This is a genomic window from Kutzneria kofuensis (genome assembly GCF_014203355.1).
GTDB classification, from domain to species: Bacteria; Actinomycetota; Actinomycetes; order Mycobacteriales; family Pseudonocardiaceae; genus Kutzneria; species Kutzneria kofuensis.
Genome location: NZ_JACHIR010000001.1, coordinates 7,447,518 through 7,461,567, shown reverse-complemented (window position 1 = coordinate 7,461,567; position 14,050 = coordinate 7,447,518). Strand labels below are relative to the sequence as shown.

General features: G+C 70.4%; 15 protein-coding genes. 5 read left to right on the top strand and 10 right to left on the bottom strand.

Annotation, left to right across the window (positions count from 1 at the left end; all coding sequences use genetic code 11):
* Positions 1 to 19 precede the first annotated feature (19 nt).
* The 4 genes from BJ998_RS34075 to BJ998_RS34060 all read right to left on the bottom strand — a co-directional run bounded on the left by BJ998_RS34075 (position 20) and on the right by BJ998_RS34060 (position 3,121).
* The gene (locus BJ998_RS34075) at positions 20 to 1,060 is read right to left on the bottom strand and encodes an alpha/beta fold hydrolase (protein ID WP_312890454.1); all 1,041 of its coding nucleotides are present in this window, start codon (positions 1,058 to 1,060) and stop codon (positions 20 to 22) included.
* 149 nt (positions 1,061 to 1,209) lie between these two features.
* Complete coding sequence (locus BJ998_RS34070; RefSeq protein ID WP_184867415.1) at positions 1,210 to 1,500, bottom strand: hypothetical protein; 291 nt, start codon at positions 1,498 to 1,500, stop codon at positions 1,210 to 1,212.
* Between the two features lie 177 nt (positions 1,501 to 1,677).
* Entirely contained in the window at positions 1,678 to 2,409 is a 732-nt protein-coding gene (locus tag BJ998_RS34065) for a hypothetical protein (RefSeq protein ID WP_184867414.1), read from the bottom strand.
* Positions 2,410 to 2,464: 55 nt separating this feature from the next.
* On the bottom strand, positions 2,465 to 3,121 hold the full coding sequence (locus tag BJ998_RS34060; RefSeq protein WP_184867413.1) for an HAD family hydrolase: 657 nt from the start codon (positions 3,119 to 3,121) through the stop codon (positions 2,465 to 2,467).
* A 120-nt stretch (positions 3,122 to 3,241) separates the two neighbouring features.
* Between BJ998_RS34060 and BJ998_RS34055 the strand changes: the two genes are divergently transcribed.
* Positions 3,242 to 4,627, top strand: a complete 1,386-nt coding sequence (locus BJ998_RS34055; protein WP_184867412.1) for a hydrolase — start codon at positions 3,242 to 3,244, stop codon at positions 4,625 to 4,627.
* 202 nt (positions 4,628 to 4,829) lie between these two features.
* On the top strand, positions 4,830 to 6,005 hold the full coding sequence (locus BJ998_RS34050) for an alpha/beta hydrolase (RefSeq protein WP_184867411.1): 1,176 nt from the start codon (positions 4,830 to 4,832) through the stop codon (positions 6,003 to 6,005).
* On the opposite strand, the gene BJ998_RS34045 is transcribed toward BJ998_RS34050, so the two are convergent.
* From BJ998_RS34045 to BJ998_RS34020, 6 genes are all read right to left on the bottom strand, one after another.
* On the bottom strand, positions 5,956 to 6,462 hold the full coding sequence (locus BJ998_RS34045; RefSeq protein WP_184867410.1) for a GNAT family N-acetyltransferase: 507 nt from the start codon (positions 6,460 to 6,462) through the stop codon (positions 5,956 to 5,958). The two genes, BJ998_RS34050 and BJ998_RS34045, sit on opposite strands and share 50 nt — an antisense overlap.
* Positions 6,463 to 6,582: 120 nt before the next feature.
* Positions 6,583 to 6,738: a hypothetical protein gene (locus BJ998_RS34040; RefSeq protein WP_184867409.1), complete on the bottom strand. Its 156-nt coding sequence runs from the start codon at positions 6,736 to 6,738 to the stop codon at positions 6,583 to 6,585.
* Positions 6,739 to 6,901: 163 nt separating this feature from the next.
* Positions 6,902 to 7,105, bottom strand: coding sequence for a hypothetical protein (locus BJ998_RS34035; protein ID WP_184867408.1), 204 nt, complete (start codon positions 7,103 to 7,105; stop codon positions 6,902 to 6,904).
* Positions 7,106 to 7,117: 12 nt separating this feature from the next.
* Positions 7,118 to 8,248, bottom strand: coding sequence for an inorganic phosphate transporter (locus BJ998_RS34030; RefSeq protein ID WP_184867407.1), 1,131 nt, complete (start codon positions 8,246 to 8,248; stop codon positions 7,118 to 7,120).
* A 67-nt stretch (positions 8,249 to 8,315) separates the two neighbouring features.
* A complete protein-coding gene (locus BJ998_RS34025) occupies positions 8,316 to 8,768 on the bottom strand; it encodes a GNAT family N-acetyltransferase (protein ID WP_184867406.1) in 453 nt (150 codons plus the stop codon).
* A gap of 158 nt (positions 8,769 to 8,926) precedes the next feature.
* Positions 8,927 to 9,412: a hypothetical protein gene (locus tag BJ998_RS34020; protein ID WP_184867405.1), complete on the bottom strand. Its 486-nt coding sequence runs from the start codon at positions 9,410 to 9,412 to the stop codon at positions 8,927 to 8,929.
* Between the two features lie 138 nt (positions 9,413 to 9,550).
* Here BJ998_RS34020 and BJ998_RS34015 point away from each other — a divergent pair, with 138 nt between their 5' ends.
* From BJ998_RS34015 to BJ998_RS34005, 3 genes are all read left to right on the top strand, one after another.
* A complete protein-coding gene (locus BJ998_RS34015; protein ID WP_184867404.1) occupies positions 9,551 to 10,429 on the top strand; it encodes a peptidase in 879 nt (292 codons plus the stop codon).
* 206 nt (positions 10,430 to 10,635) lie between these two features.
* Entirely contained in the window at positions 10,636 to 13,653 is a 3,018-nt protein-coding gene (locus tag BJ998_RS34010) for a type 2 lanthipeptide synthetase LanM family protein (RefSeq protein ID WP_312890453.1), read from the top strand.
* 64 nt (positions 13,654 to 13,717) lie between these two features.
* Entirely contained in the window at positions 13,718 to 13,927 is a 210-nt protein-coding gene (locus tag BJ998_RS34005) for a hypothetical protein (protein WP_184867403.1), read from the top strand.
* Positions 13,928 to 14,050 lie beyond the last annotated feature (123 nt).

Below are 14,050 nucleotides of genomic sequence, written 5' to 3'. Positions count from 1 at the left end.
AACCCCCGTAGCCCTGCGTTCACCTCAACCGAGCATCACCGCCGCCGTCGTTCCACCACGGCCGGAGGAACTCGTGGAGGGCCAGCCGCGCCGATTCGGCGAGAATCTGGTCGTCGACGGGAGTGCCGGCCGGGTGGAGGAAGTGATCCACCTCGGGCAGCACCCTCAGCCCGGGACCGGTGGCATGCGCCGCGGACAGCGCACGGAGCAGCGGAGACGTTGTCCAGCAAGGAACCTGGGTGTCGGCGGTCCCGCAGGTGACCATCACCCGGGTGCCGGGGCCGATCCGCCGCGCCACGTCCGGCGGGTAGATGGCGTCGACGCTGTGGATGAACCGGGACTTGAGCGGATTGTCCAGGTCGCGCAGGAGCGCGGCGACCCCCGGCAGCAGTCCCTCGACGACCACGGGGTGACGGGCACGGAAGTCAGTGATCCCCTCGCGGACGGCCGCCTTGTTCCGTTCGGCCACCTCCCGGGTGATGACGCCCGCCGCCGCCGCTTGGTCGAGTTGCCCGGCGACCTGGTAGTCCATCATGTCGAGGGCGGGCAGGTCCTGCGGTTCGAGCAGGGCCAGCCCGACCGGCTTCGGCCGCGCGGCCCGTGCGACCAGCAGTGCCTGGAGGCCGCCTTCGCTGTGGCCGACGATGAGCAGCGCATGCTGATCGGTCTCGGGCTGTTCCCGCATCACGTCGTAGGCGGCCACGGCCTGCCGGGTGAACGCCGCCATGTCGATCCGACCCGGGTCGTCCCGATAGCGTCCGGGGCCGGTCCGTCCGGTGAAGTACTTGTCGAAGCGCAGGCTGATCACCCCGTCCTGCCCCAGCACGTCGGCGATCAACCGAAGTGTCGCGGGGGTGAAGCCCGGTGGCTGGTCGCCGTTCCGGTCGGTGGGGCCGCTACCGGGAAGAAGCAGCGCCACGGCCAACCGAGCCCCGGGACGGTGGGCCGGCACATGCAGGGTGCCGTAGGTGGTGGTGCCGTCCACCACGAATTGGACCTGCCGATCCGCCGCCGGGATGGTCGCGGGGGCGGCGCTGCTGATTCCCGTTCCACTCGACACGATCAGCGCTGCCGCCGCGCCGCCTACCAAAGCCCTGCTACACCATCGCATGTGAAAACACCGCCTTCGCAAACCCGACCTTTCAGAAGGAAGGCCGCGCCCCGGTTCGCGCCACCATTGCGGTCCGAGCCGATCGCTGCGGCGTCACGTCAACACGAGATCGTCGCCTCCGCGATGTACCAATGCGTTTCGGGGTCCCAGTCGATCTTGTAGTCGACCAACCGGCACGCCTCGACGTTGCTGACGCCGTCTGCTCGCGTGCTCTGCCTGGCGTTCTCGATGGCCGCCTGCAGGGCCGGGCCAGGCTTCCAGGCACCGCCGCCACCGACGTACACCCGGTGGACCTGCGTCGGGCTCGCGACGATCGAACCTGGAGTCACAACCGTCGCATTCGCGCTCGTCGCCGGCACCACAATCAACGTCGCCAGCAGAGTAATCATCGAAACCAGACCAATACGCATACGATCAGCCGTACTCCCACGGCTTCGACGAAGCAATGTCGAAGCCGGGCGAGACGCCGACTCTGACGCGACATAGCCATATGCTGACCGGGAAGCGTGGAGAAGCGACCACGCGAATGCCCACGCACGAGCGTGGCGGGATCACGTGAGCGGGGGTCACGCCCGCACGGCCGGCCCGAAGGAGGGCAGGTACATCGGCACGGTGTCGGCGAACTCGAGGCGGGGCAGCACGGCGGTGTCGGACTCGCAGGCCAGCTCCTCGGGGGTGCGCCACACCTTGGCCTGCTGCCGGTACTGGTTGACGGCTCGCAGAGCGGTACCGGGCTCGGTGGGGTCCTCGGCGAAGATGTAGGGGCGGCGGAACCAGCCGGAGATGGGGTCGGTGCTCTCGTCGGGCGTCTCGGGCAGGGACTTGACCTGTTCGAGGTTGAACTCGGCGGCGCCGAAGCCGTAGCCGCCGATGACGTCGACGTTGAACAGGGAGGGGCTCGGCGCTTCGGGGACGGGCGGGGTGGCGAGCCACTCGCGGACCTCGTCCTCGGTCATGTCGGCGCCGAGGGTGGTGAGCACCCGGGTCCACACGGTCTCGACGGAGTCGCCGAAGGCGGCGATCACGTGATCGAGCACGGCACACGAACTGGCGCGACGGCTGCCGGGCAGCGCCTTGCGCAGCCCGGAGCGAGGTTCCCGGCAGCGCGTGCAGCGCCCGAACTCGTCGACCTCGTGCTCGTTGAGCAGCGCGAGCAGCGCGGCGCACATGCGCAGCATCCAGTCACGCTCGTCGTCGGAGCCGAGCACGTGGGCGTCGTCGACCGCACCGGTCTCCAGCCACGCGACGACCCGGTCGAGCTCCATGATCGCTCGTTCACGCAGGGTCAATTTCCGCAAGCGGCCAGGATAGGGCCTTCCCGTCACGGCGCGGGATCGGCCGACAGCGGGATTGTCACGGCCCTGACAAAAGATCGAGCACGGCCGGCAGCTCGCGGACGCCGGTGATGACCTTGGCCGCCCGGGCCAGGACCTGCGGGTCCGGCGGGAAGTGCTCGTTCGGCACGGCCACCGTGATCATCCCGGCGTTCAGCGCGGCCCTGATGCCGTTGGTGGAGTCCTCGACGGCGACGCACTTCGTCGGGTCCACGCCCAAGCCCTTGGCAGCGGCCAGGTACACGTCGGGCGCGGGCTTGCCGGCGCCGGTCAGCTCGCTGGACAGGGCGACCTTCACGACGTCGTCCAGCCCCGTGACCCGCAGCACCTCGGTGATCAGCGCGGGCGGCGAGGAACTGGCGATCGCCACCGGGCAGCGCTCCGCCGTCGCGCGTACGGCCTCGACGGCCCCGGGCAGCAGCGGCGGGCCCTCGGAATAGCGGTGCACCATGCCGTCGACCACCAATTGGGCGATCTTGTCGGGCGGCAGCCGCACACCACGCGCCGTAGCCAGGTACTCCGCCCACTCGGGCGTGCTCATGCCCATCATGGCCCGGGTCGTGTTCTCCCCGTCCCAGGTCCCGCCGTGCTCGGCCGTCACGGCCCGGCGCACCTCGTCCCAGGTCCGCTCGGAGTCGACCAGCACGCCGTCGAGATCGAAAACCACCGCGTCCACGTGTCGGAGGCTAATCGATGACGTCTCGGTGAAGTGAAGATTGAATCATTGATCCCGATGCGTGGGCGGGAGATCCTCGTGCGGCGACATCCCCGCTCCCTGCACCGGAGGTACGCACCCATGCGCCCCATCACCGGCGCGGCGCTCGCCGCCGCGCTGACCGCTGCCGTCCTACCCGGCCTGGCGGCGGTTTCACACGCTGCCACCACGCATCGTGTCCTCTTCGACGCCAGCAAGGCCGAAACCGCCGGCAACGCGGACTGGATCATCAGCACGAGCCAGCCGGATCCGCTCAAACAGGACTCCACGCCCAGCAGCGACAAGGACTGGACGGGCGCGCTGTCCTCGTGGGGCATCGCACTGCAGAAGACCGGTCAGTACACATTGGACACGTTGCCGGCCGGCAACACGATCACGTACGGGAACTCCTCGAACGCCCTGGACCTCAGCCATTTCGACGAGTTCGTGCTGCCCGAGCCCAACATCCGGCTGTCCAGTTCGGAGAAGACGGCGCTGCTGACCTTCGTGCAGAACGGCGGCGGGCTGTTCCTGGTGTCCGATCACACCGGCAGCGACCGCAACAACGACGGCTGGGACTCACCGAAGATCATCAACGACATCATGACCAGCAACGGCGTCGACAACACCGACCCGTTCGGCTTCTCCGTCGACCTGAAGGACGTCAACTCCGATCATCCGGTCGCCATCAGCGACTCGTCCGATCCGGTGTTGAACGGCTCGTTCGGCACCGTCAAGCACAGCCTGATCGCCGACGGCACCACGTTCACGCTCAAGCCGGCCGACAACCCGAACGTGAAGGGCCTGCTGTACCTGAGCAGCTCGTCGCCGGGCAACACCAACGCCGCCTTCGTCACCAGCACCTTCGGCAAGGGCCGGGTCGCGATCTGGGACGACAGCTCCCCCATCGACGACGGAACCGGCGAGTCCGGCAAGACCCTGTACAACGGCTGGACCGACTCGTCGGCCAACGACGCCGCCCTGGCCCTGAACGCGACGGCGTGGCTGGCGCAGGGGTCGACGTCCGGTGGTGGCGGCGGCAACTGCGCCGCCCCAGGCCAACTGCTGGCCAACCCCGGCTTCGAGAGCGGGACCGCGTCGTGGAGCGGCAACGCCCGCATCGGTTCCGTCGAGGCGCCGCATTCCGGCTCGGCCGATGCCCTGTTCGACGGCACCGGCACCACGACCACCAACACCGAGAGCCAGACCGTCTCCATCCCCGCCGGGTGCTCGGCCAGCCTCAGCTACTGGCTGCACATCGACACCGCCGAACCCACCAGCACCAAGTACGACACGCTGACCGTCGCCGTCGGCTCCAGCACCGTCGCCAGCTACTCCAACCAGGACGCCGCTTCCGGCTACCAGCAGCACAGCGTCGACCTCTCCGCCTACGCCGGCCAGTCGGTGACGATCAAGTTCACCGGCAGCGAGGACTACACCAAGCAGACCTCGTTCGTGCTCGACGACACCGCCCTGACCGTGTCTTGACCGATCCAGCCAGCGTTGGGAAGGGACCATTCCTGTCATTGAATGAGAGGAATGGTCCTTTCCCAACATCAAGGGGTTGACAGTTGAGGGTTCGACGGGTATGGGACGAAGCGGGGTTGTTGGGGGGACCGTGCCTGCGGTCTTGTGATCGGTTTCACTCGGCGGTAGCGGCGTTCATGGGACCTTGCTTCGTTGAGGGATCGTGAGCAGGACGGGGACCGCACTGGCGGTGGCGGCGGGTGTCGGCGGCGTGGCGTTGAACGTGATCGCGCGGCGGTCGCCGTGGCGGCACTACCCCTGGTACCTGCCGGGCACGGCGCTCGGTGTCGTCGGCACGGAGCTGCCGGTGCCCGCGGCGGCGGCCCAGCTCGCGGTGACGGGTGCCGCCGCAGCGTTGAAGGCACATCGCAGCAAGATCGGCGCGGCCGCGCTGGCGGTGTCGGCGGGCGCGGCGATCGGGCTGGCGGCGTTGCAGAAGCCGGCCAACGACACGCGCCGGCACCTGCAGGGCGCGGTCGACGAGGCATTGGGCCGCGGCGCGGTGGAGCTGTGGGCCCCGACGCCGGCGCTGCCGGGACGGTACCGCCGAGCGGAGTTCATCGTCGCCGACGGCGTCCGCTACAGCGAGGACCAGCTGCTGGACGTGTGGCGCAAGCCGGGCGTCACCGGTGCGCCCGTGGTGATCCAGGTGCACGGCGGTTCATGGACGGGCGGCAACCGCCGGCAGCAGAACCTGCCGGTCCTCGCGCACCTGGCCGACAACGGCTGGGTGTGCGTGGCGATCGACTACCGGCTCGGCCCCAAGAACCGCTGGCCGGCGCAGATCGTGGACGTGAAGCGGGCGATCGCCTGGGTCCGGGCCAACATCGAGCGCTACGGCGGCGACCCGTCGTTCATCGCGATCACCGGCGGCTCCGCGGGCGGCCACCTGGCCGGTCTGGCCGCGCTGACCGGCAACGATCCCGCCTTCCAGCCCGGTTTCGAGGACGCCGACACGTCGATCCAGGCCGGCGCGCTGCTCTACGGCGTCTACGACCTGTCGGCGTTCAACGACGACGGCACCACCGGGCTGCGCGACCACATCCGCCGCGTGATGATCGACGACGAGCCCGACTCGGCGACCTTCCGCGACGCCTCCCCCAGCCACCGGCTCACCCCGGATTCGCCGCCGCTGCTGGTCGTGCACGGCGATCGCGACGAGATCGTCTCCGTCAACCAGGCCCGCGAGTTCGCCACCCGGGCGCGGGAACTCGGCTCGCCGTTCGGCTACGCCGAGCTGCCCTACGCCCACCACGCCTTCGACTCCGTCGCCAGCGCCCGGACCGTCGCTACCGCCCACGCGGCCGAGCAGTTCCTGTCGTACCTGGCCAAGCGGTGAACTCCGCCCGGGTGATCTCGTACTCCACCTCGCCGTGCTCGGAGCCGGGCAGCGGGTCGTCCCAGTCCACGTGGAACGTCCGCACGTGCCGCATGCCGAGCTTCTCCAGCACCCGCCGTGACCCGCTGTTGACGAACATCGTCTGCGCCGTGACGCGCTCGAGCCCGTCGGCGAACGCCTTCCGCAGCACCGCGAACGCGCCCTCGGTGGCGTAGCCGAGCCCCCACTTGTCGCGACGGAGCCGGTACCCGAGCTCGTCGCCGAGCCCGAACCAGCCGACAAAGTCTCCGGTGGCACGCTCGATGCCAACCCAGTAGCCGTCACGCCCTATGAGGCCAACCGAACTGGCGCCGTCCGTGCCGAGGAAACGCATCACCTCGGGGTCGGCGTCGAGCGCCCGCAGGTCGTCCACATCGGACGGTTGGGCCGGTCGGAGCAGCAGGCGATCGGTCTCCATCGCACCAGGTTGCGGGAAACCGGCCGCCGGATGCCACTCAATTTGCCGCTCGCCGCGGCCGCCCCGCCTGTGCCAGCCTACGACTGACCGGCGACCGCAGAACGCCATCACCAACGCGCTCTATGTCGAGCTGGATGCCGCCCTGCACAACAGGATTCCCGGCGACACGGGGTACCGGCGGCGGGCCGGGGACGGCTGGGCGTGGTTCAGGGCCAGCGGGATGATCAACATCGAGAACATGGTCAACGACGGCATCACGGCGACCTGCGTCAACACCGATGGGATCCTGCACGACCCGGGCGACAAGCCGGGTGGCGGCGGGCGAATCGACCTATCTCAACGACCGCAACGGTTTCGACATATGGCCTGCTCTGGGCCGGGCCGTTCGACAAGACCGACGCGGCCCGGCAGCAGAGCGCACTGGACTTGATGAACGCGGCTACCTGACGGCGATGGCGAAGATGCCGTAGCCGACGATCGCGGCGCACAGCACGAAGCACACGATCGCCAGCACGTTGTTCAGCGCGGCCTCGCCGCGCCGCGTCCACGAGCCGATGCCGACCGAGAACAGGCCGACGAACAGCACCGAGGCCACGATCGCGACCAGCAACACTTCGCCCAGGCCGCTCCAGTTGATCGTCATGGGGACCCCCGCTCAGGCCGACGCCGGCGCCGGGGTGGCGACGGACGGCGTGTCGTTGACGTTGCCGGCGGAGACGGGCTGCCGGCGGGACAGCAGGTAGGCGCCGACGGCCACGGCGACCGCGGCCAGCGCCACGATGACGGTGCCGACGTTGCCCAGCGCCGCGGTGCGGCCGGCGATCGCGCCGACGATGGCCGCGGCCGGCAGCGTGAACAGCCACGCCACCGCCATCCGGCCGGCGACGCCCCAGCGGACCTCGGACAGCCGCTTGCCGACGCCGGAGCCGATGATCGCGCCGGTGGCCACGTGCGTGGTGGACAGCGCGAAGCCGACCTGCGAGGACGCCAGGATGGTCGCCGTGGCGCTGGCCTCGGCGGCGAAGCCCTGCGGCGTCTCGATCTCGGTCAGGCCCTTGCCCAGGGTGCGGATGATCCGCCAGCCGCCGAGGAAGGTGCCCAGCGAGATGGCCAGGCCGGAGCCCAGGATGACCAGCAGCGGCGGGTTCGAGCCGGCCGGCAGCGTGCCGGCGGCGATCAGCGTCAGGGTGATCACACCCATGGTCTTCTGCGCGTCGTTGGTGCCGTGGGCCAGCGAGACCAGCGACGCCGAGATGATCTGGCCCGCCTTGAAGCCCTTGGCCCGTTCGGTCCTGTCGGCCTTCTCGGTGACCTTGTACGCCAGGAAGGTGGCGGCCGTGGCGACCACGCCCGCGATGATCGGCGAGGCGACCGCCGGCACGATCACCTTCTCCACCACGGTGGTGAAGTGCACCGCGTCGGCGCCGGCCGCGATCCAGGTGGCGCCGATCAGGCCGCCGAACAGGGCGTGCGAGGAGCTGGACGGCAGCCCGAGCAGCCAGGTCAGCAGGTTCCAGACGATGGCCCCGACGAGGCCGCCGAAGATGATGGCACTGTTGATCTTGGTCTCGTCCACGATGCCGCTGGAGATGGTCTTGGCCACCTGCACCGACAGGAACGCGCCGACGAGGTTGAACACGGCCGAGACGCCGACCGCGACCCGCGGGCTGAGCGCCCCGGTGGCGATCGAGGTGGCCATCGCGTTGGCCGTGTCGTGGAAACCGTTGGTGAAGTCGAAGGCCAAAGCGGTCACGATGACCACGATGACCAGGAGCGAGAGATCCATCCGCGCCTCCTGCCGCATCGTCAGGCCCGCAACGTAAACGGCGTAGGCGAACGGCAGGTGAACCGAGTCAGACCAATGTCAACTTGTAGCCGACATGACTGCCGGTGAAGCCAAGGCCCTCGTAGAACCGATGTGCGCCGGTCCGGCTGTTGTCCGAGGTCAGCTGGACCAGATGGCAGCCGCGGCGGCGGGATTCCGCGACCGCCCATTCGATCAGGCGTGCGCCCAGTCCTTCACTTCTGGCATCGGCCCGCACCCGCACCGCCTCGATTTGCGCGCGGGTCGCCCCCTGCCGCGACAAACCGTGCAGGAACGACAACTGCAACGTGCCGACGACCTCCCCGTCGCGATCAGCCACCATCAGCAGCTCATCGGAATCCCTGTCGATTCTGTCGAATGCCGCGAGATACGCGTCGATGTCCGACGGATTCTCCCGGCTCGCGCCGAGCGGGTCGTCGGCGAGCATCGCCACGATCGCCGGCACGTCGGCGGCGACGGCCCGTCGGATATCAACGTTCATACGGTCCAGGGTAGTGCGGACGCCCGGTGGCCCCCGCGACCTGCTGCCCACGTGAGTGGCTCACTTGCCTCCTGTGCCCACGCGAGCCACTCACGTACGGCGCCCTCCGCTGCACCGGCCGCCGAGCAGGCCGTCAAGGCTTCCGCGGCCGGTCCTCGTCAGCCGCGGATGCCCATCTGTCTCAGACGGTCGACGAGCCGGGTCGGGCCGTCGACCGGGACGACCGAGCCGAAGTGCAGGTCGTCCAGACCGCGCGCCGAGATCACGAGGCCGGCGTGCGATGACTGGTGGGTGAAGAGGTCCTCCAGCCAGTCGGTCTCCTCCGCCGAGCCCTCGGTCCGCACGGCGGTCACGTCGGACAGCGGTAGTCCGAAAGCACCACCGCTGCCGGGCAGAAGCCGACGGACCTCGCTCAAGTGGCGCGTCTCCGGCATGAAGATGAACCGCCGCTCGGTGAGCACGAGTCCACATGCGACAGTCGCGCCGAAGGAGTGCCGGGCGTGCACGACTTCGAGCATCGACTCGTCGTCGTCCAAATAGCCCGCGAGACGGGCGCCGTGTTCCAGCGCGGTGGTGTCCGCGGGATACTTGAACCGGGACAGTTCGAGCAGCCGGTCGCCCAGCTCAGATGCACGTCGGAACACCACGGGAGGCTTATCGCGGGCGGCCCATGTCCGTTACCGGACAGGAATCGCCTGCACCGCAACGATTACGCCGATTGCTCTGGCACCATGGTCCGGCCGCCACGATTCCAACCGCTGCTCATGAACGGGGTTGACATCGTGCACAGAACCGCCGCGATCCTGCTCACCGCCGCACTGTCCCTGCTGGTCACCGTCGCTCCCGCGCACGCCGCGGTGGCCACCGCCACCAACACCGTGTCCGCAGAAGCACTCGACGAGTACTGGACGCCACAACGCCTCGCGCAGGCCAAACCGATGCCGGCGCCGAAGGCCGTGCAGAGCAACGAACAGCCGCAGACGGGCGCGCCGAAGTTCGTCCACGCCACCGAACCCAGCGGCTTCCAACCGATGAGCAGCGTCTGGACGACCATCGGCCGGCTGGTGTTCTCCGTGCCGGGCAAGGGCGACTACCTCTGCTCCGCGAACGTGGTGACCAGCAACAACCGGGACGTGATCGCCACGGCCCGGCACTGCGTGATGGACATCGCCACCGGCCAGACCTACAACAACTTCCGCTTCGCGCCGTCCTACAACCGGGGCAGCGCCCCCTACGGCTGGTGGAACTGGCGGTCGATGGGCTGGCGGATCGACGACACCAGCCCCGGCGGGGACAACGCGTTCATCGTGCTGAGCACCGGCGGCAACGGCAACCGGCACGTGCAGGACGCGGTCGGCAGCTCCGGCATCGGCTTCAACCAGCCGAGCAACAACTACGCGCACGGCATCGGCATCCCGGGCGACAAGGACTACGCCGTCTGGTGCGAGGGGCAGCCGTACGACGGGCCGCAGGGCGGCGTGCAGATCCCCAACTGCATCGGGCTGTCCGGCGGGGCCAGCGGCGGCGCGTTCATCGTCAACTACCAGGGCGACGGCTCGGCGATGCAGACCGCCAGCTTCTTCGGCAGCTGGGGCGACTCGTACTTCGCCTACTACCGGGACGCCGCGTGGCAGGTCTACAACGGAGCCCAGAACGCCTGAGTCACCGCGACCGTGACCACCCCGAGCGCGAGTGGTCACGGCCCCCATACACCCCAACGAGTGACCTCCAATGTCACATGCGCGCCATATGTGACACCAGGAGCCACATGAGGAGCGCAGGTGGCGGTGGGCCCGGGAGTGGGGGTGGGGAATATGGGGGCCGCACCCCCATGTAGGGGGATGCCGAACGTGACACCTTTCTCGACGTGACGAAGTCAGCGACGTTCTGGTGGGCCGGGGGCCTGACCCTGCACGAGCGGTTACCCCGCCCGTCGCAGCAGGTCAGCGGCACCGCGAACGCGCTTGAGCGGCTGGAGCGGTGGCGCCGGGCGCACGAGGAGCTGGCCCCGGACTGGTTCGAGCGCCGGCTGGCGGCGGCGGGCCTGGACGAGAAGCTCCTGACCGGCCTGCTCGCGGAGGCCCCGGACGCGCTGGCCAAGCGGGTGGCCCGACCGGGCTGGGCCGACTTCGTCGACTCGGCGCTGACGGGCGCGAGCGACCGGCGCAAGGCGTTCGGCGACGACTGGATCGGCGCGCTGGCCACCGGGCTGCGGCCGCTGGTCGAGATCGCGGAGGCGGCGGTCGCCGGCACCGCGAACCCGGACGTGACCGCCGGTTTCGTGCACTGCCTCGGCCGCTGCCTGGCCCGGCTGGCGGCCCGCACGCTGGTGCTGGAGCTGAACCGGGCCCGGGCCCGCGGGCAGTTGACCGGCCGCACCCCGGCGGAGCGGTTCGCGGAGTTCGCCCGCCGCCCCGACCTGGACGCGCTGTTCGCGGAGTACCCGGTGCTGGCCCGGCTGCTGGCGCAGGCGTGCCAGCAGGCCGTCGCCGCGCACCTGGAGCTGCTGGAGCGGCTCGACTCCGACCGGGACGCGATCGTCGAGACGCTGCTGGACGGCCGCGACCCGGGCCCGTTGGCCAAGATCGAGTCCACCGGCGGGGACGCGCACCAGCACGGCCGGTCGGTCGCGCTGGTGACGTTCTCCGACGGCCGGACCGTCGTCTACAAGCCCCGGCCGCTGGACCTGCACGCGCACTTCAACGACATGCTGGACTGGCTCAACGGCCGGGTGCCGGACCTGGGCCTGCGCAAGGTCGCGCTGCTGTGCGGCGACGGCTACGGCTGGCAGGAGTTCGTGTCGGCGGCCCCGTGCGACGAGGTGACCGGGCTGAGCCGGTTCTACCGCCGCCAGGGGGCGCTGCTGGCCCTGCTGTACGCCGTCGACGGCAGCGACATGCACTACGAGAACCTGATCGCCGCCGGGGACCAGCCGGTGCTGGTGGACGTGGAGACGCTGTTCCACCCGACGATGCAGGTGGACACGGCGACCGGCCACGACCCGGCCGCGCAGGAGCTGGTGCGCTCGGTGTTCCGCACGGCCCTGCTGCCGCAGGTGATGCTGGGCGAGAACGGCTCGTTCGACGTCTCCGGGCTGGGCGGTGACCAGGGCGTCTTCCCGACCGATGGGGTGGGCTGGGACGGCGCGGGCACCGACTCGATGCGGCTGGTGCGCCGGCCGGTGGCGATGCGGGGCGGGCGCAACCGGCCGCGGCTCGGCGAGCAGGAGGCCGAGCCGCGGGACTACCAGGCGGCGTTGCTGACCGGGTTCCAGGCCGGCTACGACGCGATCGTCGAGCACCGGGCCGAGTTCGTGCCCCTGCTGCGCACGTGTGCCACGGCCGAGCTGCGTTTCGTGGCCCGCCCGACGCAGCTGTACACGACGCTGCTGGACGAGTCGACGCACCCGGACGTGCTGCGCGACGCGCTGGACCGGGACAGCGTGTTCGACCTGCTGTGGACGGACTCGCTGGACGACCCGATGCGCCGCCGGCTGGTGCCGCACGAGATCGCCGACCTGTGGGCCGGTGACGTGCCGATGTTCACCTGCCGGGTGGGCTCGCGGGACGTCTTCTCCGCCACCGGGGTCCGGCTGCCCAACCTGCTCGCGGAGTCCGGGCTGGCCGCGGCCGAGGCGAAGATCGCCGACATGGGCGAGGTGGACCGGCACAACCAGGAGTGGCTGATCCGAGCCTCGTTCGCGACCCGCCCGCGGCCGGTCGACCACCGCGGCACGGACGTGCTGCCGGGCTCGGTGGCCACGATCGTGCCGGATCCGCAGCGGCTGCTCGCGGCGGCCTGCGGCATCGCCGACGAGCTGGTCGGGCGGGCGGTTCCCGGCCCGGACCGGACGAACTGGCTCGGCCTCGAGCTCGTGGACGACAAGCAGTGGACCGTGCTGCCGATGGGCGCCGGCCTCGCCAACGGCTACCCCGGCCTGGCGCTGTTCCTTGCGCAGCTGGCGAAACTGACCGGCGCGCCGCGGTACGGCGACCTGGCCCGGCGCGCGATCCAGCCGATCCCGCGGCTGCTCGACGCGCTCGGCGACGACCTGGCCCTGGCGCTGGCGGTCGGCTCCGGCGGCTTCCACGGGCTCGGCGGCATCTGCTACGCCCTGGCCCGCCTGCACCGGCTGCTCGGCGACGACGCCGAGGTCCTCGGCTGGCTGACCACTGCCGTGCGGCTGGCCACGGCCTTGGAGACCGAGGCCGGCGACGAGCCGGCCGACGTGGCCAACGGCCTCGCCGGCGGGCTGGCCGCGATGCTCGCCGTGCACGCCGAGACCGGCCTGTCCACGGCCGGCACGCTGGCCATCCGCTACGCCGACCGGCTGGCCACGGGCCGGCACGCCACCACCGACCAGGTCGGCTTCGCCCGTGGCCCGGCCGGCGCCGGCTGGGCGCTGCTGCGGCTGGCGACCGCGATCGGCAGCGACCGGCACGAGGCCGTCGGCGCCACGTATCTCGCCGCGGACGGGGATCCCGCGGCACGGTTGGACGATCACGGCTGGTGCGCCGGCGTTCCGGGGGCGGTGCTGGCGCGGATGGGCCGTGCGGACGAAGGGCTCGCCCGCTGTGTGGACGCCCTGGCGGGACACCCGCCGCTGCGTGACCTGAGCCTGTGTCACGGTGAGCTCGGCGCCATCGAGGCGCTCACCGTGCTCGGTCACGCGGGCGACGAGCGGGCCGCCGCGGCGGTCGGTCGCCGCGCGGGCCTGGTGCTCGGCTCGCTCGACCAGTACGGGGCGCGCTGCGGCACGCCCAACGAGGTCCCCACCCCCGGACTGCTCAGCGGCCTGGCCGGCATCGGCTACGGCTTGCTGCGCCTCGGCTTCGCCGACCAGGTGCCGTCCGTGCTCCTGCTCGACGTCTCGCACCATCGCTAGTTCCTGCACCTGGGGAAACAGATTTCTGTTGTGCCACTGAGGGAATTCACTGAGGGAGACTGGGATGAACGACTTCACCGCCGACGAGACCGCCACCGACGTCGAGTTCGCCACCGCCAGTGGCGAGAACCCGGCGGGCGAGATCGTGGTGACCGCCAGAACTCGCGCGGGGGCGCGGGCCCGGGCGCTGGCCGGCATGACGCTGGGCATGAGCGCCTTCATGGCGGTCACGGCCATGCCGTTCACCACGGTCAGCGCGCCGGGCACGGTCTGACCACGTGATCGCCGGTCCCCCCATCCGATGTGCCCGGATGGGGGGATTCGCCGTACACCTTGGGGCAGACCGTCCCGCAATTCGGTCACTCCGGCGGTGTTCTTCTGGATTTCCCAGCTGAGG

Coding starts and splice junctions, on each gene's coding strand:
- BJ998_RS34045 (WP_184867410.1), bottom strand. CDS start 6,462: ATGGAGACCGATCGCCTGCTGCTCCGACCGGCCCAACCGTCCGATGTG.
- BJ998_RS34005 (WP_184867403.1), top strand. CDS start 13,718: ATGAACGACTTCACCGCCGACGAGACCGCCACCGACGTCGAGTTCGCC.
- BJ998_RS34025 (WP_184867406.1), bottom strand. CDS start 8,768: ATGAACGTTGATATCCGACGGGCCGTCGCCGCCGACGTGCCGGCGATC.
- BJ998_RS34070 (WP_184867415.1), bottom strand. CDS start 1,500: ATGATTACTCTGCTGGCGACGTTGATTGTGGTGCCGGCGACGAGCGCG.
- BJ998_RS34055 (WP_184867412.1), top strand. CDS start 3,242: ATGCGCCCCATCACCGGCGCGGCGCTCGCCGCCGCGCTGACCGCTGCC.
- BJ998_RS34035 (WP_184867408.1), bottom strand. CDS start 7,105: ATGACGATCAACTGGAGCGGCCTGGGCGAAGTGTTGCTGGTCGCGATC.
- BJ998_RS34030 (WP_184867407.1), bottom strand. CDS start 8,248: ATGGATCTCTCGCTCCTGGTCATCGTGGTCATCGTGACCGCTTTGGCC.